The organism is Ancylobacter novellus DSM 506 (genome assembly GCF_000092925.1).
In the GTDB taxonomy this organism is placed as follows: Bacteria; Pseudomonadota; Alphaproteobacteria; order Rhizobiales; family Xanthobacteraceae; genus Ancylobacter; species Ancylobacter novellus.
Genome location: NC_014217.1, coordinates 4,683,809 through 4,705,476 on the forward strand (window position 1 = coordinate 4,683,809; position 21,668 = coordinate 4,705,476).

At 69.2% G+C, this 21,668-nt stretch carries 18 protein-coding genes; 9 read left to right on the top strand and 9 right to left on the bottom strand.

Annotated features, from left to right (window positions below):
• Positions 1 to 99 precede the first annotated feature (99 nt).
• Genes SNOV_RS22045 through SNOV_RS22055 form a run of 3 tightly spaced genes read left to right on the top strand, consistent with a single transcriptional unit; the run spans position 100 to position 1,827 of the window.
• A complete protein-coding gene (locus tag SNOV_RS22045) occupies positions 100 to 1,029 on the top strand; it encodes a histone deacetylase family protein (protein ID WP_013169191.1) in 930 nt (309 codons plus the stop codon).
• Between the two features lie 59 nt (positions 1,030 to 1,088).
• A complete protein-coding gene (locus SNOV_RS22050; RefSeq protein WP_013169192.1) occupies positions 1,089 to 1,334 on the top strand; it encodes an exodeoxyribonuclease VII small subunit in 246 nt (81 codons plus the stop codon).
• 25 nt (positions 1,335 to 1,359) lie between these two features.
• Entirely contained in the window at positions 1,360 to 1,827 is a 468-nt protein-coding gene (locus SNOV_RS22055) for a DUF1284 domain-containing protein (RefSeq protein ID WP_013169193.1), read from the top strand.
• Here SNOV_RS22055 and SNOV_RS22060 read toward each other — a convergent pair.
• Positions 1,785 to 2,372, bottom strand: a complete 588-nt coding sequence (locus tag SNOV_RS22060; protein ID WP_013169194.1) for a protein-S-isoprenylcysteine O-methyltransferase — start codon at positions 2,370 to 2,372, stop codon at positions 1,785 to 1,787. The two genes, SNOV_RS22055 and SNOV_RS22060, sit on opposite strands and share 43 nt — an antisense overlap.
• Positions 2,369 to 3,655, bottom strand: a complete 1,287-nt coding sequence (locus SNOV_RS22065; RefSeq protein WP_013169195.1) for a hypothetical protein — start codon at positions 3,653 to 3,655, stop codon at positions 2,369 to 2,371. The genes SNOV_RS22060 and SNOV_RS22065 overlap by 4 nt, the downstream gene beginning before the upstream one ends.
• A 217-nt stretch (positions 3,656 to 3,872) precedes the next feature.
• Between SNOV_RS22065 and dxs the strand changes: the two genes are divergently transcribed.
• Both dxs and SNOV_RS22075 read left to right on the top strand, forming a co-directional pair.
• Entirely contained in the window at positions 3,873 to 5,795 is a 1,923-nt protein-coding gene (dxs, locus tag SNOV_RS22070) for a 1-deoxy-D-xylulose-5-phosphate synthase (RefSeq protein WP_013169196.1), read from the top strand.
• A 6-nt stretch (positions 5,796 to 5,801) separates the two neighbouring features.
• On the top strand, positions 5,802 to 6,533 hold the full coding sequence (locus tag SNOV_RS22075) for a TlyA family RNA methyltransferase (RefSeq protein ID WP_013169197.1): 732 nt from the start codon (positions 5,802 to 5,804) through the stop codon (positions 6,531 to 6,533).
• Between the two features lie 37 nt (positions 6,534 to 6,570).
• On the opposite strand, the gene SNOV_RS22080 is transcribed toward SNOV_RS22075, so the two are convergent.
• Positions 6,571 to 7,107 (bottom strand): DUF1097 domain-containing protein, encoded by a 537-nt coding sequence (locus SNOV_RS22080; RefSeq protein ID WP_013169198.1) that lies wholly within the window; start codon positions 7,105 to 7,107, stop codon positions 6,571 to 6,573.
• 186 nt (positions 7,108 to 7,293) lie between these two features.
• Between SNOV_RS22080 and SNOV_RS22085 the strand changes: the two genes are divergently transcribed.
• Both SNOV_RS22085 and SNOV_RS22090 read left to right on the top strand, forming a co-directional pair.
• Positions 7,294 to 8,574: a class I SAM-dependent RNA methyltransferase gene (locus SNOV_RS22085; protein WP_013169199.1), complete on the top strand. Its 1,281-nt coding sequence runs from the start codon at positions 7,294 to 7,296 to the stop codon at positions 8,572 to 8,574.
• A 97-nt stretch (positions 8,575 to 8,671) separates the two neighbouring features.
• On the top strand, positions 8,672 to 9,238 hold the full coding sequence (locus SNOV_RS22090) for a DUF4142 domain-containing protein (protein WP_013169200.1): 567 nt from the start codon (positions 8,672 to 8,674) through the stop codon (positions 9,236 to 9,238).
• Between the two features lie 37 nt (positions 9,239 to 9,275).
• On the opposite strand, the gene SNOV_RS22095 is transcribed toward SNOV_RS22090, so the two are convergent.
• The 3 genes from SNOV_RS22095 to aroC all read right to left on the bottom strand — a co-directional run bounded on the left by SNOV_RS22095 (position 9,276) and on the right by aroC (position 13,585).
• On the bottom strand, positions 9,276 to 10,079 hold the full coding sequence (locus tag SNOV_RS22095) for a DUF1194 domain-containing protein (RefSeq protein ID WP_013169201.1): 804 nt from the start codon (positions 10,077 to 10,079) through the stop codon (positions 9,276 to 9,278).
• A 163-nt stretch (positions 10,080 to 10,242) separates the two neighbouring features.
• Positions 10,243 to 11,547 carry a 3,4-dihydroxy-2-butanone-4-phosphate synthase gene (gene ribB / locus SNOV_RS22100; protein WP_013169202.1) on the bottom strand — a complete coding sequence of 435 codons (1,305 nt, stop codon included), beginning with the start codon at positions 11,545 to 11,547 and terminating at the stop codon, positions 10,243 to 10,245.
• A 925-nt stretch (positions 11,548 to 12,472) separates the two neighbouring features.
• Complete coding sequence (aroC, locus tag SNOV_RS22105; protein WP_013169203.1) at positions 12,473 to 13,585, bottom strand: chorismate synthase; 1,113 nt, start codon at positions 13,583 to 13,585, stop codon at positions 12,473 to 12,475.
• Between the two features lie 156 nt (positions 13,586 to 13,741).
• On the opposite strand from aroC, the gene SNOV_RS22110 reads away from it, so the two are divergent.
• Positions 13,742 to 15,061, top strand: a complete 1,320-nt coding sequence (locus SNOV_RS22110; RefSeq protein ID WP_013169204.1) for a hemolysin family protein — start codon at positions 13,742 to 13,744, stop codon at positions 15,059 to 15,061.
• Here SNOV_RS22110 and SNOV_RS22115 read toward each other — a convergent pair whose 3' ends face one another.
• The 3 genes from SNOV_RS22115 to aptA form a co-directional block, all read right to left on the bottom strand.
• Entirely contained in the window at positions 15,062 to 15,259 is a 198-nt protein-coding gene (locus SNOV_RS22115; protein ID WP_244412821.1) for a hypothetical protein, read from the bottom strand.
• Positions 15,260 to 15,474: 215 nt separating this feature from the next.
• Positions 15,475 to 17,958, bottom strand: a complete 2,484-nt coding sequence (gene hrpB, locus SNOV_RS22120; RefSeq protein WP_013169206.1) for an ATP-dependent helicase HrpB — start codon at positions 17,956 to 17,958, stop codon at positions 15,475 to 15,477.
• A 154-nt stretch (positions 17,959 to 18,112) separates the two neighbouring features.
• Positions 18,113 to 19,462, bottom strand: coding sequence for an omega-aminotransferase AptA (gene aptA, locus SNOV_RS22125; RefSeq protein WP_013169207.1), 1,350 nt, complete (start codon positions 19,460 to 19,462; stop codon positions 18,113 to 18,115).
• 259 nt (positions 19,463 to 19,721) lie between these two features.
• Here aptA and SNOV_RS22130 point away from each other — a divergent pair, with 259 nt between their 5' ends.
• Positions 19,722 to 21,638 carry a hypothetical protein gene (locus tag SNOV_RS22130; RefSeq protein ID WP_013169208.1) on the top strand — a complete coding sequence of 639 codons (1,917 nt, stop codon included), beginning with the start codon at positions 19,722 to 19,724 and terminating at the stop codon, positions 21,636 to 21,638.
• Positions 21,639 to 21,668 lie beyond the last annotated feature (30 nt).

Genomic DNA, 21,668 nt, shown 5'->3' on the forward strand with positions numbered 1-21,668 from the left:
CTGCCCGGCTGGCCCCGGGCAGCGACGTGGCATATCGTCCACCACTTTCCTATTCATATAAGAACGAACGCTCCCGCCGAGAGCGCCCAAGGAACACCAATGAGCACGCTGCTGATCTCCCACGACGCCTGCCTCGAACATCTCACCCCCGCCGGCCATCCCGAGCGGCCTGACCGGGTGCGGGTGCTCAACCGCGTCTTCGAGGGCGAGCAGTTCGCGACGCTGGCGCGCGAGCAGGCGCCGGTCGCCGAGCGCGAGGACATCGTGCGGGTGCATCCGGAGGATTTCGTCGCGGCGCTGGAAGAGGCGATGCCGAGCGAGGGGCTGGTGCGCATCGACGGCGACACGGTGATGTCGCCCGGCACCGGCGAAGCCATATGGCGCGGCGTCGGCGGCTCGGTGCTGGCGGTGGACGAGGTGCTCGCCGGCCGGGCGGCCAACGCCTTCGTCTCCATGCGCCCGCCGGGCCACCATGCCGAGACCCGCACGCCCATGGGCTTCTGCCTGTTCAACAATGTCGCCATCGCCGCCCGCCACGCCCAGAAGGTGCATGGCATCGGCCGCGTTGCCATCGTCGATTTCGACGTGCACCACGGTAACGGCACGCAGGAGATCTTCTGGTCCGACCCGAGCGTGATGTACGCCTCGACCCACCAGATGCCGCTCTTCCCCGGCACCGGCTCGGTCGGCGAGCGCGGCACCACCGACAATATCGTCAACGCGCCGCTGCGCTCGGGCGACGACGGCGAGAATTTCAAGGCTGCGGTCGAGAGCCGCATCCTGCCCCGGCTGGAGGCGTTCGGTCCGGAGCTGATCATCATCTCCGCCGGCTTCGACGCCCATGCGCGCGACCCGCTCGCCAACATCAACCTTCTGGAAGACGACTACACCTGGGTCACCAGGAAGCTGATGGATGTCGCCGACAAGCATTGCGGCGGCAGGATCGTCTCGGTGCTGGAGGGCGGCTACGACCTCGAAGGCCTTGCCCGCTCCGCTTCTGCCCATGTCATGGCGCTGATGCGCGGCTGAGGGGTGAGCCCGCGCGCGTCAGGCTGTATAAGGGGCGCGACTCATAGCGGGAGGACGCGATGACCGATGTGGCCGATGTGAACGCGCTGAGCTTCGAGAAGGCGCTCGCCGAGCTCGAGGCCATCGTCGCCAAGCTGGAGGGCGGCAGCGTCCCGCTGGAGGAATCCATCACCCTCTATGCCCGCGGCGAGGCGCTGAAGGCCCGCTGCGACGCGCTGCTGAAGGACGCCGAGGCACGGGTGGAGAAGATCACGCTCGGTACTGATGGCCGCCCCGCCGGCACGCAGCCGCTGGACGGCGAGTGATCGGGCGATTGAGCACGCTACGGACATGACCGTCCGCCTGCGCGGTCATCACCTGCTCTGCCTGCTGACCTTCGTCGGCAAGGGCTATACGCCCACCTTCACCGCCAATTACCGGCGCATCGTCGCCCGGCTGAACGAGGGCGAGGCCGTCGAGCTCGTCGGCGGCCCAGACGACATCTGCACGCCCATGCTGGCGGAGGCGGACCATCACTGCCTCAACGCCAGCGCCACGGAGCGCGACGCGCAGGCGCTGGCCGATGTCGTGGCGCTCATTGGCAGGCCGCTGGCGGTGGGAATGCAGCTTGTGCTCGACGCGGATCTTCTCGCCGCTCTGCGCTCCGCGTTTGCCGAAGGCACTACGCGCGAAGCCTGCACCGGCTGCCAATGGCACGCGCTCTGCACCGACATCGCCGCCGGCGGCTATGCCGGCGTGCGGCTCAGCGGCGAGGCTCAGAACACGCCGGGGATCAGCCGCGCCGTGCGCGCGCTATAGGCGCGGTACTCGTCGCCGAAGGTGTCGAGCATCATCTGCTCCTCCCGCCCGATGCGGAAGAGGAACAGCGTGCCGAAGCCGATCACCCCGGCCGGGCCGGCGATCCAGTTCGGGATCAGGATCAGCTGCGCCAGAGCCCACAGGAAGAACGCCGTGTACATCGGGTGGCGCACATAGCGGTAGACGCCTTCGGTGATCAGCTTGTGGGTGTCCTTGATCTCCAGCGTCACCGACCAGTTCTTGCCGAGGTCCTTGTGGGTGCGGCGGAACAGCCAGAGCGAGAACAGGAACACCAGCACGCCCAGAGCGAACTGCACCGGCGAATAGGGATAGTTGGCGAAGTTGAGCGCCTTGGTGACGGCCCATACCAGCGGGGTGATGCCGAGGCCGAGCGTCGAGATGGAGAGCAGCACGAATTCGCGCACGCGATCGCGGGCGTCGACGACGCGCTCGCGCTTCACTTTGCGCTCGAACGGGCGGCGGATGAGCCACCAGCTGACGACACCGACGGCCCAGGCGATCTTGGCGGCGACGATAAGGTTCATGAAGGGTCCGTGGTTTCGGTGATCAGCGCGCCGTCCGGCGCGAAGCGGCCGAGGGGGCCGTCCGGCCGCGAGGTGATGTCGGCAAGCGGCAGCGGGCCGAGGATGAACATGAAGTAGTCGTAGGGGGCGTGCAGCTCGTTCGCCAGCAGGAACTGGTAGTGCAGGCGCATCAGCTGCCAGCGCAGCCTGTGCAGCTTCTCGTCACTCAGCATGTCCTTGAGGTTGGCGTTGCGCAGCTGCGGCGGGCACAGCTCGTTGTCCTCGAACTGGGTGCGGCGCAGCGTGACCGGGTGGAACTTGTAGAAATTGATGACGTCGTGCCGTGCCTGATATTCGACCCAGTAGAGGCCCGGCGTGCGGGCGACCAGGGCCGCCTGCCGGCGCACCTTGCCGCCGTGCCGGTGCAAGGCGAGCTTGGGGATGGTAGCGCCGCAGGTGAGCAGGCAGAGCCGGGTCGGCCCGCTGGTGAGGCCGGGGTCGCGGTCGAGCGCGCGCTCCAGCACGCCGAGCACCAGCGTGGCGCCGAGGCTGTGGCCGACGAGAACGATCTCGTCATATTTGCCGGAGTTCACCGCATCGATGATGACCTGGGCGAAGCTGTCGAGCCGCTCGTCCAGCTCCGGCGTGCGGTCGTTGAGGTATTCGCGCGCGAGGTCCCAGTCGTCGAGCGCCTGGTGCAGGCGCCAGTCCCGTCCCGGCCGGTGGAACAGGCCGAAGAAGACCGCGATGCCGACGACCAGCCCGATGGCCCACGCCGCGAGCGAAGGCAAGGCATAGCTGGCGGCGAAGCCGGCGAGCCCGCCGGCCAGCAGCCCGCCGAGGATGAACACGAGAAGGATGATATAGGGATAGAAGAAGAACATCCCGTAGCGCACGCTGGCGCGGAAATAGGCCCGCATCGCGCCGCCGAACAGGAAGCTTGTCAGCCCGCCGACGCCCTTCCACAGCCGGATCGGATCGGGGCGCGCGTCCAGCGCCGCGACGATGTCCTCCCAACGCAGGATGCGATAGTCGGTACGTGTGGCCCAGTTTGGCGCGCGGGTCTTGACGGTCCAGCCCGCATAAGGCTTGTCGCCGCCGTCGAGCCGGTCGGTCACGTCGACGTCGACCGACCATAATTCGCCGAACAGCTTCGCCTGATGGGCGAAACGGCCATGGTGATACGTCATGTCGGTCGGGTCATGGCCCGGCAGGAAGATCGCCAGCCGCCGCCACTCCCGGCGCGGGTCGGCGGAGGGGGAGGCCTGCGCGTCGTCGGTCACGATGTTCTCTGCCACTGCCATGCGGCGTTTCTAATGGAAGCGGGGCCTCTAGGCCAATCCTCGGGCGAGATTGCGTCATCATCTCCACATTCTGTTGTGGCCGGTAGTAGGGTGCTTGCAAGGAGGGCGCGCGCGTTGCACCGCGTGCGACCTTTGTGTATGCCGTAGGGCTTCGCCCCGGGGCATGATCCTTGCTCTCTTCTCTGTCCCATTGGCGGAAGTGCATTCGGAGCCGTTCTTGACCCGTCCCTCGACGCCGCTTCTCGACATGATCCGCGAGCCTGCCGATCTGCGTCGGTTGCCCGAGGAACAGCTCGCCCAGCTCGCCGCCGAACTGCGCGAGGAGATGATCGATGCCGTCTCGGTCACCGGCGGTCATCTCGGCGCCGGCCTCGGCGTGGTCGAACTCACCGTGGCGTTGCACCATGTCTTCGACACGCCCAATGATCGGCTGATCTGGGACGTCGGCCACCAGTGCTATCCGCACAAGATCCTCACCGGCCGGCGCGAGCGCATCCGCACGCTGCGCCAGGGCGGCGGCCTTTCCGGCTTCACCAACCGGGCCGAGAGCGAATACGACCCCTTCGGCGCCGGTCATTCCTCGACCTCCATCTCCGCCGGCCTCGGCATGGCGGTGGCGCGCGACCTCGCGGGAGCGCAGCGCAACGTGGTGTGCGTGATCGGTGACGGCGCAATGTCGGCGGGCATGGCCTATGAGGCGATGAACAATGCCGGGGCGATGGATTCCCGGCTGATCGTCATCCTCAACGACAACGACATGTCGATCGCCCCGCCGGTGGGCGCCATGTCGGCCTATCTCGCCCGGCTGATCTCCGGCCCGACCTACCGCACGCTGCGCGAGACCGCCAAGCAACTCACCCGCGGCCTGCCGCGCTTCCTCGGCAAGAAGGCGGCGCAGGCGGAGGAGTTCGCCCGCGGCTTCTGGACCGGCGGCACGCTGTTCGAGGAACTCGGCTTCTACTATGTCGGGCCGATCGACGGGCACAATCTCGACCACCTGCTGCCTGTGCTGCGCAATGTGCGCGATGCGCCGACCGGACCGGTGCTGGTGCATGTCGTCACCCAGAAGGGCAAGGGCTACCCGCCGGCCGAAGAGTCGGCGGACAAGTATCACGGTGTGCAGCGCTTCGACGTCGCTACCGGCGCACAGAAGAAGGCGGCCTCCAACGCCCCGACCTATACCAGCGTCTTCGCCGAGAGCCTGATCGACGAGGCGCGGCGCGACGAGCGCATCGTCGCCGTCACTGCCGCCATGCCGGCCGGGACCGGCCTCGATCTATTCGGGCAGGCTTTCCCCGAGCGCACCTTCGACGTCGGCATCGCCGAGCAGCACGCGGTGACCTTCGCCGCCGGACTGGCGACCGAGGGCTTCAAGCCGTTCTGCGCGATCTACTCGACCTTCCTGCAGCGCGCCTACGACCAGATCGTGCATGACGTGGCGATCCAGCGCCTGCCCGTTCGCTTCGCGCTCGATCGCGCCGGGCTGGTCGGCGCCGACGGTGCCACCCATGTCGGCGCCTTCGACATCCCGATGCTGGCGACGCTGCCCGGCATGGTGGTGATGGCCGCCGCCGACGAGGCGGAACTGGTGCACATGGTCGCCACCGCCGCGGCCTATGACGAGGGCCCCATCGCCTTCCGCTATCCCCGCGGCGAGGGTGTCGGCGTCGAGCGGCCGGAGCATGGCGTGCCGCTGGAGATCGGCCGCGGCCGCATCGTGCGCGAAGGCTCCAAGGTGGCGCTGCTGTCGCTCGGCACGCGGCTTGCCGCCTGCCTTGCCGCCTCCGAGCAGCTTGCCGGCTTCGGCCTCTCCACCACCGTGGCGGATGCGCGCTTCGCCAAGCCGATCGACCGCGAGCTGGTGCTGCGGCTCGCCCGCGAGCACGAGGTACTGGTTATCGTCGAGGAGGGCGCTACTGGCGGCTTCGGTAGCCATGTGCTGACCCTGCTGGCCGAGGCGGGGGCGCTTGACCGCGGGCTTAAGGTGCGATGCCTCGCGCTGCCGGACCGCTTCATCGAGCAGGATTCTCCGGCCGCCCAGCTCACAGAGGCGGGGCTCGACACCGACGGCATCGTGCGCGGTGTGTTCGCGGCGCTGGGTCGTGCGGACGAGGTCGCTCCGACCCTGCTGCGCGGCTGAACTGCCGTGTCCCGCGACCGTGCCGACCGCGTCCTGGTGGCGCGTGGCCTGTTCGACAGCCGCGCCAGGGCACAGGCGGCCATCGCCGCCGGGCTGGTCAGCGTCGACGGAAAGCAGATCGCCAAGCCCTCGGAGCTGATCGCGGCGGATGCACGGATCGAGGCGCGCGAGGCCTATGAATGGGTGTCCCGCGCCGGCCTCAAGCTGGAAGCCGCGCTCGACGCCGCCGGCCTAGATGTGAAGGGTCTGGAAGCGCTCGACGTCGGCTCTTCCACTGGCGGCTTCACCGAGGTGCTGCTGGCGCGCGGTGCCGCCCGCGTCCATGCGGTCGATGTCGGCCGCGACCAGCTTCACGCCCGCCTGCGCGTCGATCCCAGGGTGGTCTCGCTGGAGGCGACCGACATACGCGACATCGCCATGGGAACGCTGCCGCCGGCCGGCATCGTCACCATCGATGTCTCCTTCATCTCGCTGGAGCAGGTGCTGCCGGCCGCGCTCGCCCATGCCGCCTCGGGCGCGTATCTCGTCGCGCTGGTGAAGCCGCAATTCGAGGTGGGGCGCGACAAACTCTCCAAGGGCGGCATCGTCAAGGACGCCGCCGCCCGTGCGGAGGCGGTGGCGCGCATCGAGGCGCGGCTGGAAGAGCTCGGCTGGCGGGTGATGCGCCGTCTGTCCTCACCGATCCTCGGCGGCGACGGAAATGAGGAGTTCCTGCTGGTGGCGGCGCGGGCGGAATAGACCGCCCGCGCCGGTAGTCTCGGCTCGGCTGCCTTCCTCAGGCGTGGCGGCGGGCCTCGCTGTTGGCGACCAACGCCCCGGCGACCTTCTCCGAGACGTAGCCGAAGGCGGCGCCGGCGATCATCGACAGGACGATGGTCACCAGCGGATTGCCCAGGCTCGCTGCGGTGAGGTTGGCGAGGCCGTCGGCCGCCAGCAAAGCGTAGCCGGCGGTGGCGGCGAAGCCGTAGACCAGCGCCGGGATGGCGGCGAAGGCCGGCATATTGGCGAGCAGGATCATCACCAGCACGCCGACGCCGACGCAGATGCCGGCCCAGACCGGCAGGCCGAGGCTTTCGCCGAGGCCGCCGCGGCTGACCGCGAGCAGCGTCAGCCATGCCATGACCGCACCGGCGATGTTCGCCAGCACGGTCGCCTTGAACCCGGCCTCCTTGCCTCCGCAGTGGAAGAAGCAGGCCCAGGCGATGAAGGCGGCCCAGATTTGCAGGCCGCCGGCGAGAGGTCCGAGGAAGAGCCAGGTGGCGACGCCCCCCAGGACGCCGATACTGATCGCGAGTGCCGAGATAAGCGACATTTCATCCCCCATTGCGTGTGCTTCAGGACTTATTATTATGTGCACTTGCTAAGTAAATGAGGCTGTCCATTTGAAAAATAGGAATCAGCCTTGGTCAAAATACATAGATTCGATGTGTCGAATAGGTCTTTACGGAACGAGTGATAAATTGGCCCACATGATTATCTCGCCAATACATAATACTTCATGGCTCATGTCAGCGGCCTGCCGCAAATGAATGTGCCCGTCACGCTCCACCTCGACCATATGGGCCATCGCGGCGATGCCGTCGCCGACACGCCGGAAGGCCCGATCTATGTGCCGCTGGCCCTGCCGGGCGAGACGGTGGAGGTTGCGCGCCAGCACGACCGTGGGCAACTCGTCTCGGTGATCGCGCCGAGCCCGCAGCGTATCGAGCCGATCTGCCGGCATTTCGGCGTGTGCGGCGGCTGTGCCCTGCAGCACTGGGCGGCCGAGCCCTATCAGGCGTGGAAGCGCGGCCTCGTGGTCGAGGCGCTGGCGCGCGCCGGGCTGGAGACCGAAGTGGCGTCGCTGATCCCCGCGCATGGCGCGGGCCGGCGCCGCGCGACCTTCCATGCCCGCGGCACCGGCGGCGCCGCGAAGGCCGGGCGCGATTTGCTGGCGGTCGGTTTCGCCGGCCGGCGCAGCCACGCCATCGTCGCCATCGACGCCTGCCCGATCCTTGCGCCCGGCCTCGATGGCGCGCTGCCGGCGGCCTGGGCGGTAGCGCAGGTGCTGGCGCCGCTCGCCAAGCCGCTCGACATCCAGGTCACCGCGACCGAGACGGGGCTCGACATGGATGTGCGCGGCAGCGGCCCATTGAAGCCCGACCGCATCGCCACCCTGGCCGAGCTCGCCGGCAAGCACCGGCTTGCCCGCCTCACCCGCCATGGCGAACTGGTGCTGCAGCGCGAGCCGCCGCTCCTCACCATGGGACGGGCGAGGGTGCCGCTGCCGCCCGGCTCCTTCCTGCAGGCGACGGCGGCGGGGGAAGCGACGCTCGCCTCGCTGGTGATGGAGGCGACGGAGAAGGCCGGGCGGATCGCCGACCTGTTCTCCGGCGTCGGCACCTTCGGCCTGCGCCTCGCCGAGCGGGCACGGGTGGCGGCCTATGAATCTTCCGCCCCGGCGGTCGAGGCGCTGGTCAAGGCGACGCGCGGCGTCTCCGGCCTCAAGCCGGTCACCGCCGAGGCGCGCGACCTGTTCCGCCGCCCGCTCCTGCCGCTGGAGCTGAAGGCGTTCGACGCCGTGGTGTTCGATCCGCCGCGCCAGGGCGCGGAAGCACAGGTGCGCCAATTGGCGGCGAGCAAGGTGCCGCTGGTGGTCGGCGTGTCCTGCGATCCCGTGACCTTCGCGCGCGATGCGCAGATCCTCGTCGAAGGCGGCTACCGGCTGGAGCGCGTCACCCCCGTCGACCAGTTCCTCTACTCGGCGCATGTGGAATTGGTCGGGGTGTTCCGGAGGTAATATTTTCCGAACCAATGGCGTCGATGAATGCGAATCTGCTGGCGTCCGTTCCCGGAGCTGGCGAGGATGAGGCCTCGCCTCGTTTTGGGAGTGAACCATGAGGGTTCTGCTTTTCGCCTCGGCCATCGCTCTGGTCGTGGGGTCGACCTGCGCGCGTACCGAGACGATGACCATGCCGTCCATGGGCGGTCCGACGCCGCAGGCGCTCGCCGCCGCTGCCAAGGTGCCGTCGACCGCGGCTTTCATCAACACCGCGGCGGCCGCGAACCAGTTCGAGATCGCCTCGAGCTGGCTCGCGCTATTCAAGACCTTCAACCCGAAGATCCGCGCCTTCGCCGCCAAGATGGTCGAGGACCACACCCTTATCGGCAAGAACTTCGTCGCCGCGCTCGGCAAGGCGGATACGGGCGTCACACCGCCCGCCGGCCTCGGCGCCGATCTCGATGCGGTCATGGCAAAGCTGCGCGGCACCTATGGTCCCGCCTTCGAGGCGGAATACGTTGCTGCGCAGACCAAGGGCCATCAGGCGGCCGTCGGGCTGTTTGCGGGCTATGCCAGGGGCGGCGCCAATCCGGTGATGAAGGCCTTCGCCAAGGCGACGCTTCCCACCATCCAGATGCATCTCGCCATGTGCTACGAGCTCGCCGCATCGCTGAAGAAATAGCCGCGGCTCGGCGGGACGAGGGGATGGCGATATCCCCTCAGTTCCCCCAACGCTCCATCCACATGCGCTCGCCGACCGAGCAGGAGACGCGCTGCTCGTCGGCGGCCTTGTGCACCAGCTGCGGCTTCGGCGGGACCACGCCGGCGATCTCCATGACCAATTTGGTCTTGATCGCGTCGGCGAATTCATGCGTGCCGCGCACCGGGATGACGAAGGCGCCGGGCCCGCCGATGACGCAGTCTTCGTAATAGATATCGAGCTGGCCGATATCGAGCATGGAGCCGGCCGGCTCCTTCAGCATCAGCGGCAGGCCGTTGATGATGATGCCGCGCCCGACCAGGGAATCGCGCGTGGCATCGACGAGCGGACCCTGATTGTTGGTGCCGTCGCCGGAGATGTCGATGACGCGGCGCAGGCCCTTGATGGCGTTTTGCTCGATCAGTCCGGCGCTGTACTCCATCGCGCCCGAGATGGAGGTGCGGTAGACGCGGCGCAGCGGCGCGTTGTGGATCGCCTCGGCGAAGCGCCGGGCATCGCCCGGCCCGCCGATGAAAGTCCAGTCGACCACCAGCTTCTGCTCGTCGAGGCCCGCCCATTCGACATAGGCTATGGCGACGCGGCCATTGGGGCCGAGCTTGAGCGCATTGAGGAATTCCGGCGAGGTCACCGCCTTTACATAGCCGTCGCGCTGCAGCGCCAGCTCATCGAGGTCCATCGAGTAGGAAACGTCGACCGCCAGCACCAGCTCGACGTCGACCTGATCCTCCGCCCGGGCGTCGGGGATCGCCAGCGGACCCAGCAGCAGCGCAAACGCAGCCAGCCATACACGCACGCACGACATCGCGACCTCCGTCGGTGACGGGACCTCGACGTGTCAGAGACGCGTCACAATCATCGTGGCATGGCCGGCGAGAGGCCAGAAGTCGAAATTGCAGGCAGGCGAACGTTCGCGATGCCATTCGCGTGAGCGGGCGCTACCGGAGTAACGCCCGCCGGTAGCGTGATCACACGTCCAGCGTCTCTGTGCCGGTGATCTCGATGCCGAAGCCGGCCACGCCGACATAGGTGCGCGCACGGGAGGCGAGCAGGCGGATCGACGAGATGCCGAGGTCGCGCAAAATCTGGGCGCCGAGGCCGACCTCACGCCAGTTCTCGTCACGCAGCCTGGAGCTTTCCAGCTTCTCCTCGCCGCCGACGGAAGAGACCGGCACGCCGGTGGTGCCGTCGCGCAGATAGACCAGCACGCCGCGCCCCTCCGCCTTGATGCGCTCCAGCGAGGCGCGGATCGCCTTGCCGCCGGTGAACACGTCGCCGATCGGGTCGGCGCGGTGCAGGCGCACCAGCACGTCGCGGCCATCGCCGATCTTCCCGTGCACGAGCGCGATGTGGTTCACCGGCTCGAACGGCGTGACATAGGAGATGCCATGCATCTCACCGACCACGGTCGGCGCGGCGAACTCGGCGGTGCGACTCACCAGCTTCTCGCGCAGCTGGCGATAGGCGATGAGGTCGGCCACCGAGACGCGGGTGAGCTTGTGGGCATTGGCGAACTCGGTGACCTTCGCCCCGCGCATCACCGTGCCGTCGTCATTGACCAATTCGCAGATGACGCCGACCGGTTCGACATTGGCGAGGCGGCACAGGTCCACCGCCGCCTCGGTATGGCCGGAGCGCATGAGCACGCCGCCTTCCTTGGCGATCAGCGGGAAGATGTGGCCGGGGCGCACGAAGTCGACGGCGCCGGCATTGGAATTGGCGAGCGCACGCACGGTGGCGGTGCGGTCGTCGGCGGAGATGCCGGTGGTGGTGCCGTGGCGGTAGTCGACCGAGATGGTGAAGGCGGTGGCGTGCGGGGCGTCGTTGTCGCTCACCATGGGCGAGAGGCGCAGCCGCTTGGCGTGCTCGGCAGTGATCGGCGCGCAGACGATGCCCGAGGTGTGGCGGACGATGAAGGCGAGCTTCTCCGGCGTCGCATGGACGGCGGCGAGGATGAGGTCGCCTTCGTTCTCGCGGTCGTCGTCATCGGTGACGACGAGCATGTCGCCGCGGGCAAAGGCTTCGATCGCCGCTTCCACGCGGGCCTGCAGATTGTCGCTCATGTAAGCCACCTCGACGCTATCGAGCCCGAGAAAGTCGTTCGGCGTCACCGCCCCGCCGGTGGCGGCGGCGATGCGCGCCCCCGCCTCGCGGGAGACCCAGGCCCGGTCTTCGTTGCACAGCGCGGTGATGCTGGCCGGCGACAGGCCGACCGCGCGCGCGAAGGCGCTGCGCGTCGTTCCGGTCGTGGCGAGCCAGTCCGCGAGTTTCATGGCGAGAGTATAAGGCGGGTGTGATTAGGTGGCAATGAAATGATGAAAATCTTTCAGTAATACTGAAATTGCGGAGATGCCCTCGTCGTGAAGCACAGTCCCAGCCTCTCTGACCACCGTACGCCCTCATCCTGAGGTGCCGCCGTAGGCGGCCTCGAAGGATGGTCGTTACAGCGCACCTGGACGAGCATCCTTCGAGGCCCGGCTTCGCCGGGCACCTCAGGATGAGGGTGTGAGGAAAGGTGAGCCAGACACACCAAATCGCCCCGCCGCCCTATGGCGCGGGTCTTCGGGCCTGTTCGGTCGCCCTTCGAGGAAGGGCGTGCGGGGCGCCGGAGCGGACACTCCGGCGGTCGCCTGCACCGATTGTGAAAAGGTGGTGCAAGCCTTCATTCAACCAACCGACGCGCCGATCTCCGGCGCCCCGCACACGGTGTTTTCGGGCTTGCTCCATGCGGCCCCCGGAGGAACTACCGTTGCTATCCTCCGCTGGGGGGGCTTGCGCGCTTGCCGGCGAACCGGTTTGCGCCAGCCACGGTGACTCGCGGAAAGTGCGAGCCGGGAACGCACGGCTTGGGCCGCCGCCCGGACGAGGTGCGTTATCCCCGCCAGACGGCCACCGCCCCCCGTCCCGCGCGAGCCGGCCGCTCCGGTTGCGCCCCCTCATCGGGACGAGGTGAGCAAAGGATGGCAGACGGAAGGGCATTTGTCTAGGATTATATTCCTCAACCATCCCAGGGGCCGTCATCCCTTCCGCCTATGCCGTCATGCCCGGGCTTGGCCCGGGCATCCACGACTTGGATGCCGCCGAAGGAAGGCGTGGATCCCCGGGCCAAGCCCGGGGATGACGTGGTTCCTGTTTCTGCATTGTCATCCCGGCTCTACGCCCTGCGGGCTGCGGCCGGGATGACGAAAAAGGGGATCGTTACCGCGGGAACGGCCACGCCGGTGGCGTGCCGACCTGGCCACGGTGGCGCAGGAAATGGTCGGCCAGAACGCAGGCGACCATGGCCTCGCCCACCGGCACGGCACGGATACCGACGCAGGGGTCGTGCCGGCCCTTGGTGACGATCTCCGCGTCCTCGCCGTGCCGCGTCACCGTGCGGCGCGGGGTGAGGATCGACGAGGTCGGCTTCACCGCGAAGCGCGTCACCACCGGCTGGCCGGTGGAGATGCCGCCGAGAATGCCGCCGGCATGGTTGGCGAGGAAGACCGGGCGGCCGTCATTGCCCATGCGCATCTCGTCGGCATTGTTCTCGCCGGTGAGCGCGGCGCTCGCGAAGCCCTCGCCGATCTCCACGCCCTTCACCGCATTGATGCTCATCAGCGCGCTTGCCAGATCGGCGTCGAGCTTGCCGTAGATCGGCGCGCCGAGGCCGGGCGGTACGCCCTCGGCCACCACTTCGATAACCGCGCCGACCGAGGAGCCGGACTTGCGGATGCCGTCGAGATAATCCGCCATGCGCTCGGCCGCCTTGGCGTCCGGGCAGAAGAACGGGTTGCGGCCGATCTCGGCGTCGTCCCAGTTGTTCCGGTCGATGGCGATCTCGCCCATCTGCACCAGCGCGCCGGTGATGGTGACGCCCGGCAGCACCTTGGCGGCGATGGCGCCGGCAGCGACGCGCACTGCGGTCTCGCGCGCCGAGGAGCGGCCACCGCCGCGATGGTCGCGCAGGCCGTATTTTACGTCATAGGCGTAGTCGGCGTGGCCGGGCCGGTAGCTCTCGGATATCGCCGCATAGTCCTTGGAGCGCTGGTCGACATTCTCGATCAGGAAGGCGATGGGCGTGCCGGTGCTCACCAGCACCCCGTCCGCCTCCTCCAGCGTGCCGGAAAGGATGCGTACCTCGTCCGGCTCGCGGCGCTGGGTGGTGAAGCGCGACTGGCCGGGGCGGCGCCTGTCCAGCGCGCCCTGCACGTCCTCCAGCTTGAAGCGGATGCCGGGCGGGCAGCCGTCGATCACCCCGCCAATGGCCGGCCCATGGCTCTCGCCGAAGGTGGTGACCCGGAAAAGCAGGCCGAAACTGTTGAAGGACATCGCTGATCGCCGGCGAGAGAAAGGGTTTGCGGCGCTTCTAGGCGCCTGTGCGGCGGGCGTCAAACATCCGGTTTTCCGCCATCTTTCGGCCGCGACCATGGAGAAAGCCGGCATTCGTGCTACATAATGCCGACACGAGGCTTCCTCCATTACCCCATGCCACTGTTTGAAATCGCTGTCGTTATTCTGCTCGTCCTGTTCAACGGCGTCCTCGCCATGGCCGAGCTTTCCGTCGTTTCCGCCCGCCCTGCGCGCCTGCGCGCCATGGCCGATAACGGTGTCCGCGGCGCCCGCATAGCGCTGGCGCTGGCCGCCGATCCCGGCCGCTTCCTCTCCACCGTGCAGATCGGCATCACGCTGATCGGCATCATCGCCGGCGCCTTCTCCGGCGCCACGCTCGGCGACATGCTAGGCGACTGGCTGCAGGAGCAGGGACTCTCCCCTGCCATCGCCCAGGGCTTCGGCTACACACTGGTGGTGGCGGCGATCACCTATATCTCGCTGATCATCGGCGAACTCATCCCCAAGCGCCTCGCGCTGCAAAGCCCGGAAAAGCTGGCGAGCTTCATCGCGCCCAGCATGATGCTGCTCTCGCGCATCGCCGCGCCGGCGGTGTGGCTGCTCGACATCTCCTCGCGCGCGGTGCTTCATCTGCTCGGCGAGCATGGCAAGGGCGACGACAGCAACGTCACCGACGAGGAGATCCGCGCCATCGTCGCGGAGGCCGAGACCGCGGGCGTCATCGATCCCGACGAGCGGCGCATGATCGCCGGCGTGATGCGGCTCGCCGACCGGCCGGTGCGGGCGGTGATGACGCCGCGTACCGATGTCGACTGGATCGACCTGACGGATGATCCCGACCTGGTGCGCCAGACCATCCGCGAGACCCGCCACACCCGCATGCCGGCCTGCGAGGGCACGCCGGAGGAGAGCGTCGGCGTCATCGACATACGCGACCTGCTCGAGGCCTATCTCAACGGCGAGACCCCGGACCCGCGCCAGTTCGTCAAACCGGCCGCCGTACTGGTGGAGACCGCCGGCGCGCTCGATGCGATGAAGGTGCTGCGCCACGCGGAATCGCCGCTGGCGCTGGTGGTAGATGAGTATGGCTCGATGGTCGGCATCCTCACCCCGGCCGACCTGCTCGACGCCATCGCCGGCTCGGTGGTGCTGGACGAGGCGGGGCAGGCCAAGCCCGACATTGTGGAGCGCGCCGACGGCTCCTATCTCGTCGCCGGCTCGACGCCGATCGACGAGTTGTCGGACGGGCTGGCAATCCGCATCCCGCACGATGCCGGCTTCCACACCGCGGCGGGCTTCGTGCTGCATGAATTGAAGGCGCTGCCGCAGGAAGGCGCGGCCTTCGAGGCGATGGGCTGGCGTTTCGAGGTGGTCGACATGGACGGGCGCCGCGTCGACAAGCTGCTGGTCAGCCGGGCGGTGACGCCGCGCCGGCGCGCACCGCTGCTAGGGTGATCAGCGCGACATCTCGCTGCTGATTGCGGCCGGGCTGGCGGCGCCGGCCGAGGCGCCGTAGCGCGTGCCGACGCCGACCACCACGGTGACGATGGCCACGGCGAGCGCCGCGGCGATGAGGCCGTATTCGAGGCCGGTGCCGTGCGAGCGGCGGGCGACGGCGGCGCGCCGGCGCTGCGCCAGCTCCCGTCCGATCATGTCCCTGTCCACCATTTCTCTCATGGCTCTACTCTGCTTGCGCTCATCCGCCGATATCTGTCTCGGGACAGATTTTGTTGTGCGGATACCCTGCGCCGCAGACCTTGCGCGGGCGTTAAAGCAAGCCTTGAGGGGACTGACGGGGCGCGGACTCTTGGTCCGTGGTTAATGTTTGCCGCCGCGAAGTGGTTAATGCTTCGAAGCTGCGGCTATCCCTATTGGCCGCGCGGCTTGGCGCGTCGGGTGGGCTCTGCGTGGGCCGGATCCTCGGGCCAGGGATGCTTGGGATAGCGTCCGCGCATGTCGGCGCGCACGTCGCGCCAGGAGCCGTTCCAGAAGGCAGGCAGGTCGCGGGTGAGCTGGATCGGTCGGTGCGCGGGCGAGAGCAGCGCGAGCACCAGCGGCACCCGCCCGCCGGCGATGGCGGGGTGGGTGGTGAGGCCGAACAGCTCCTGCACCCGTACGCTCAGGGTCGGCCCGCCCTCGGCGGCATAATCGATGGGCAGGCGCGAGCCGGTCGGCACCTCGAAATGCGTCGGCGCCTCCCGTTCCATGCGGCGGGCGAGTTCCCAGGGCAGCAGGCCTGAGAGCGCGCGGCCGAGCACGTCGGCATCGATCTGGCCGAGCGCGGTGACGCCGTCGAGCTGCGGCGCCAGCCAGTCCTCGGCCGTTTCCGCCAGCATGGGCCAGGACAGGTCCGGCCAGATGTCCGGCGCGCTGGCGTGGAGGAAGCGGGCCCGGTCGAGCCACTGGCGCTGGTGATCCGACCATGAGAGCCGCTCCAGCCCGCGTGCGGCGGCGGCACGGGCGAGCGCGCGGGCGGTCTCCGGTCCCGGCTTCAGGGCAGCGGTGCGCTCGGCGAGGACGAGGCTACCGAGCCGGCGGACATGGCGGGCGCGCAGCGCGCCGGAGGCGGCGTCGAAGCCGGTCTCGACGCCCTCGGTGATCGCGTCGCCGAACTCGGCCTCGATCTCGGCTTCGGTCAGTTCGGCGGCGAGCAGGATGCGCGCCTCGTCCGCCGTGCCGGTGAGTTCGGCCACCGCCAGATAACGCGCGCGGGCGAGCGGGGAGGCGGGGTCGAGCGCCGCGCCGCGCCCGTTTGCCAGCACGAAGCGCCGTCCATCGCCGCGCCCGCGGGCGACGCGGTCGGGAAAGGCGAGGGCGAGCAACGCGGCGCAGGTTGGTTGCGGGCCCGTGATCTGAACCTGCGCCGTCAGCCCCGCCGCCTCGCGCGCCCAGCGCTCGGTCAGCCGGCGGGCCTCCTCGGCGCGGCGGGAGCGGTCGCGCCTGAGATCATCGAGGCGGTGCATGAGGTCCGGCGCGTCGCCGCCGAGCCCGCGCTCGGAGGCGATGGCGGCGATCAGCGCGGCTTGTTCGCCCGCGCCACGCCGCGCGCCCTCGATCACCATGCGGGCGAGGCGCGGCTCCAGCGGCAGGCGGGACATGGCGCGGCCGAGATCGGTCACCTGACCGCCCGCATCGAGCGCACCCAGCGCAATGAGCAGTGCCTTAGCCTCCTTCACCGCCGGCTCGGGCGGCGGGTCGAGGAAGGCGAGGGTGGCCGGATCGCGCACGCCCCACACGGCGAGGTCGAGCACGAGACGGGAGAGGTCGGCGGCGAGAATTTCCGGCGTCGCGAAGGCGAGCAGGCTCGCGGTCTCCGGCTCGTTCCAGAGGCGCAGGCACACGCCCGGCTCGGTGCGGCCGGCGCGTCCGCGCCGCTGGTCGGCGGCGGCACGCGAGACGCGCACCGTCTCCAGCCGCGTAAGCCCGACGCCCGGCTCGAAGCGCGGCACGCGGGCGAGGCCGCTATCCACCACGATGCGCACGCCCTCGATGGTCAGGCTGGTCTCGGCGATGGAGGTGGCGAGCACCACCTTGCGCCGGCCTGCCGGGGCGGGGGAGATGGCGCGGTCCTGATCGCGCGGATCGAGCGCGCCATAGAGCGGGTCGATGTCGATGGCGGGATCGCGGACCGCCTCGCGCAGGGCGCGCTCGGTGCGGCGGATTTCGGCGGCGCCGGGCAGGAAGGCGAGCACCGAGCCGGTCTCGGAATTGAGCGCGCGCAGCACCGCATCGGTCATCTGCCGGTCGATGGGCGCGCGGGGGGCGCGACCAAGATAGCGGGTCTCGACGGGGTAGGCGCGCCCTAAGCTCTCGATCACCGGCGCCTCTCCGAGCAGCCTGGCGACGCGGGCGCCGTCGAGCGTGGCGGACATCACCAGCAGCCGCAGATCCTCGCGCAGCGCGCCCTGTGCATCGAGCGCCAGCGCCAGGCCGAGATCGGCGTCGAGGCTGCGCTCATGGAACTCGTCGAACAGCACGGCGGCGACGTCCGACAGTTCCGGATCGTCGAGCATCATGCGTGTGAAGATGCCCTCGGTGATCACCTCGATGCGGGTGCTGCGCCCGACCTTCGAGCCGAAGCGGGCGCGGTAGCCGACCCTCTGCCCGGCGCTCTCGCCGAGCGTCGACGCCATGCGCTCGGCGGCGGCGCGGGCGGCGATGCGGCGCGGTTCCAGCACGAGGATGCGCCGGCACTTAACCCACGGCTCGTCGAGCAGCACTAGCGGCACGCGCGTGGTCTTGCCCGCGCCAGGCGGAGCGACCAGTACGGCCGACGAGCCCACGCGCAGCGCTGCGGTCAGCGCCGGCAGCGCGTCGTCGATGGGCAAGGGCGTGGGATGAGAGACCGGCATCGGGCGATGGCTATACAGCCGGTTGCCGGATCCCGGAACTATCGAACGTCATCCCGGAACAGCCGTCAGGCCGTATCCGGGATCGTCTGCGGAATTGGAGAGCGATCCCGGCTCTCCGCCCTTCGGGCTGCGGCCGGGATGACGCAAATGTTCTTCAGAAGATCGCGTCGAGCGTGCGGCCGATCTTCTCGACGATCTCGCCCATCTGGCTCTCGCTGACGATGAGCGGCGGGCTCACCGCGAAGGTGTCGCCGGCGGTGCGTACCATCATGCCCTCGTCGTGGAACAGCCGCTCCATGCCCTCATAGGCGCGGCGGCCCACGCCGTCGGCGCGCGATTCGAAGTCGATGGCGCCGACAAGGCCGACGGTGCGGATGTCGAGCACGCCCGGCTTCGAGCGCAGCGAGTGGAAGGCATCGGCCCAGACCGGCTCCAGCGCGCGCGCCCGCTCGAACAGGCCCTCGTCACGGTAGAGGTCGAGCGTGGCGAGCGAGGCGGCGCAGGCGAGGGGATGCGCCGAATAGGTGTAGCCGTGGAACAGGTCGATGACCGGGTCGTCGCTCTTCACGAAGGTGTCGTAGATGTGCTTGCGCACCAGCACGCCGCCCATCGGCACCGCGCCGGAGGTGACGCCCTTGGCGAAGGTGATCATGTCCGGCACCACGCCGTAGCGCTCGGCGGCGAAGGCATAGCCGAGGCGGCCGAAGCCGGTGATGACCTCGTCGAAGATGAGCAGGATGCCGTACTTGTCGCAGATCTCGCGCAGCCGCTTGAGATAGCCCTGCGGCGCCGGGATGGCGCCGGTGGAGCCGGCCATCGGCTCGACGATCACCGCGGCGATGGTCGAGGCATCGTGCAGGGCGACGAGGCTCTCCAGCGCGTCGGCGCGCTCGGCGCCCCACTCTGGCTCGCCCTTGGAAAAGGCCTGCTTCTCGCGGTTATAGGTGTGCGGCAGGTGGTCGACGCCGGGCAGCAGCGAACCGAACATCTTGCGGTTGGGCGAGATGCCGCCGACCGAGATGCCGCCGAAGCCGACGCCGTGATAGCCGCGCTCGCGGCCGATGAGGCGGGTGCGCGTCGCGTTGCCTTTGGTAGCGTGATAGGCGAGGGCGATCTTCAGCGCCGTGTCACCCGCTTCCGAGCCGGAATTGCACAGGAAGACGTGATCGAGATCGCCCGGCGCCAGCGCGGCGATGCGGGCCGAGACCGCGAAGGCCTTGGGGTGGCCGTACTGGAAGGGCGGGGCGAAGTCCATCTCCGCCGCCTGGCTCTGGATGGCCTCGACGATGGGATCGCGGTTGTGGCCGGCATTGGCGCACCACAGGCCGGCGGTCGCGTCGAGCACCGCCCGGCCCTCCGGCGTGTAGTAGTGCATGTCCTTCGAGCGCGACAGCAGGCGGGGCCGCGCCTTGAACGCCCGGTTGGGCGTGAAGGGCATGAAGAACGCCTCGAGGTCGTTCGGGCTGGCATTGGCATTCGCGCCGAAATCGTAAGCGACAGACATGATGAGCTCCGGTCGGGCGGTGGGCAGGGACAGCCGCGCTTTTTTAGTCATGTATAATGCGTGGGCAGCGGGCGCTCACGAGAAATAATGATGATGTGATCACTTTCCTTTCTGTCTCGCCCGGCCGCTTGACCGCAAGGCCCCTTCGCGGCCATCAACTCGCCGCAAGGCATGCTACAGTCACCTTGCGTCATGCGTTCTCTTTCCCGTGGCGGCTCAAGGGCCTCCGGTCGGGGCCGGCATTACGATTGGATTGCGAGTGCCCGAGAGCACGATAGCTGAGAAGCCCGACGCCGGCGCGGAGCCGGCGGACGGGGCGGCCGGCGTCACGCCCGAGGCGGTGCGGCGGGCGCTGTCGCGTGTGCTCGATTCGGAGGAGCTGCGCTCCTCGCCGCAGCTCGCCAACATATTGCGCTTCGTCGTCGAGGTGACGCTGGACGGCCGCAGCGAGGCGATCAAGGGCTATACCATCGCCGTCGAGGCGCTGGGCCGCGACGCCTCCTTCGATCCGCAGGCCGATCCCATCGTCCGCGTCGAGGCAACGCGGCTGCGCCGGGCGCTGGAGCGTTACTATGCCGGCGCCGGGGCGAGCGACGAGATCGAGATCGTCGTGCCGCGCGGCAGCTATGTGCCGCAATTCCTGCCACGCGGCGCCGCCCGGGCGGAGGAGCACGATTCCGACATCGCCCCCGCGATCGAGGCCACCGCCGAAGAGCCCAGGGAGGCGCTTCCGCCGGGCCGCACCGTGCCGGCGGCGCGGCGCTGGCGGCTGCGCTGGGGCACGGCGGTCGCGCTGGCCGCGCTGGTGATCCTGGTGCTCACCGCCGGCGTGGTGGTGGAGACCACCGATCCGCTCGGCCTGCGCGCCCTCATCACCGGCGCCGCCTGGCAGCCGTTGGAACGCACCAACCGGCTGGGCATCCCGATGGTGGAGGTGCGCGACTTCGACGTCACCGGTGGCGCGCCGCTGCCGCCGAGCGAGATCGCCGGCAGCGCCGGCGCGGTCAGCAGCGGCGACTTCACCGCCCGCGCCATCGAGGTGCGGGTGCGCGACGCGCTGGCCCGCTTCGACCTGCTCGACGTGCTGGCAAGCCCCGATGCCCGTCCGGCACTGAGCTGCGGCGCGGAGGGCGTCTCGCCCTATTCCGTCTTCGCCCTCGCGGGTCTCGTGGAGAACCATGACGACGGCAGCATCTCGGTGCTGCTGCGGCTCTCCGACCTGTGCGACGGCACCATCGTCTGGTCGCGCGAGTTCGACAGCCTGAGGCGCGGCAGCGACGCCACAGCCTCCGAAGTGGCGCTGGTGCGCGACATCATGGCCGCCATCGCCGAGCCCTACGGCATCATCCAGGCCCGCGCCCGCGCCCGTGTCACCGCCGCCGGCGGGACGTCCGCGGCCGGTCCCTATGGCTGCGTGCTGATGGCCTATTCCTATTGGCGCTCCTATCTGCCGGCCGAGCACAAGCAGGCGCGCGAGTGCCTGGAGAAGGCGGTGGCTGCCGATCCTACCTTCGCCCTCGGCAACGCGCTGCTGGCCGAGCTCTATCTCGACGAGGTGCGCAACGGCGTGAACCCGGAGCCGGGCGCGCCGCCGCTGAACCGGGCGCTCGCCGCCGCCGAGCAGGCGGTCGAGCTCGCCCCGACCAGCGCCTATGCCCAGCGCGTGCTGATGGACGTGCACTTCTTCCGCGGCGAGCGCGGCGCCGCCATCGCGGCCGGGGAGGCGGCGCTGGCGCTGAACCCCTACGATGTCGATGTCCTCGCCGATTTCGGCGGCCGGCTTGCCGCGCTGGGCGAGATCGAGCGCGGCGAGGCCATGCTTGCCAAGGCAGCGCAAGCCGCGCCGGGCCTGCCACCCTGGGTCGACTATCACCGCGTCATCGCCGCCTATCTCAGGCACGACGCGCCGGCGGCGGCCACGGCCGCGGACCAGTTGATGGGCGAAGGCTATGCGCCTGGCCTGCTCGCCCGTGCCCTGGCGAGCCACCTTGCCGGTGAGGACGAGGCAGCGCGCGCCGACGTGCGCAAGCTTATCGCCCTCGTGCCCGTCTGGGGCAGCGAGCCCGACGCCATGATCGCCCGCTTCTTCCCCGATCCGGCGGTGGCGCGGCGGGTACGTTCCGACCTCGCCGCCGTCGGCCTGCCGATCCGCAACTCCGCCGCCGTGGCCAACTGAGCGCACTCCACGCTTATTGCGCGCCGGCGC

What these genes read in the sequence shown, in the direction of transcription:
- SNOV_RS22055 (WP_013169193.1), top strand. Translation starts at nt 1,360, where the DNA reads ATGACCGTCCGCCTGCGCGGTCATCACCTGCTCTGCCTGCTGACCTTC.
- SNOV_RS22085 (WP_013169199.1), top strand. Translation starts at nt 7,294, where the DNA reads ATGGCTCATGTCAGCGGCCTGCCGCAAATGAATGTGCCCGTCACGCTC.
- aptA (WP_013169207.1), bottom strand. Translation starts at nt 19,462, where the DNA reads ATGTCTGTCGCTTACGATTTCGGCGCGAATGCCAATGCCAGCCCGAAC.
- ribB (WP_013169202.1), bottom strand. Translation starts at nt 11,547, where the DNA reads ATGAAACTCGCGGACTGGCTCGCCACGACCGGAACGACGCGCAGCGCC.
- aroC (WP_013169203.1), bottom strand. Translation starts at nt 13,585, where the DNA reads ATGTCCTTCAACAGTTTCGGCCTGCTTTTCCGGGTCACCACCTTCGGC.
- SNOV_RS22045 (WP_013169191.1), top strand. Translation starts at nt 100, where the DNA reads ATGAGCACGCTGCTGATCTCCCACGACGCCTGCCTCGAACATCTCACC.
- SNOV_RS22050 (WP_013169192.1), top strand. Translation starts at nt 1,089, where the DNA reads ATGACCGATGTGGCCGATGTGAACGCGCTGAGCTTCGAGAAGGCGCTC.
- SNOV_RS22095 (WP_013169201.1), bottom strand. Translation starts at nt 10,079, where the DNA reads ATGTCGTGCGTGCGTGTATGGCTGGCTGCGTTTGCGCTGCTGCTGGGT.
- SNOV_RS22110 (WP_013169204.1), top strand. Translation starts at nt 13,742, where the DNA reads ATGCCACTGTTTGAAATCGCTGTCGTTATTCTGCTCGTCCTGTTCAAC.
- SNOV_RS22065 (WP_013169195.1), bottom strand. Translation starts at nt 3,655, where the DNA reads ATGGCAGTGGCAGAGAACATCGTGACCGACGACGCGCAGGCCTCCCCC.
- hrpB (WP_013169206.1), bottom strand. Translation starts at nt 17,958, where the DNA reads ATGCCGGTCTCTCATCCCACGCCCTTGCCCATCGACGACGCGCTGCCG.
- SNOV_RS22080 (WP_013169198.1), bottom strand. Translation starts at nt 7,107, where the DNA reads ATGTCGCTTATCTCGGCACTCGCGATCAGTATCGGCGTCCTGGGGGGC.
- SNOV_RS22115 (WP_244412821.1), bottom strand. Translation starts at nt 15,259, where the DNA reads ATGATCGGACGGGAGCTGGCGCAGCGCCGGCGCGCCGCCGTCGCCCGC.
- SNOV_RS22090 (WP_013169200.1), top strand. Translation starts at nt 8,672, where the DNA reads ATGAGGGTTCTGCTTTTCGCCTCGGCCATCGCTCTGGTCGTGGGGTCG.
- SNOV_RS22060 (WP_013169194.1), bottom strand. Translation starts at nt 2,372, where the DNA reads ATGAACCTTATCGTCGCCGCCAAGATCGCCTGGGCCGTCGGTGTCGTC.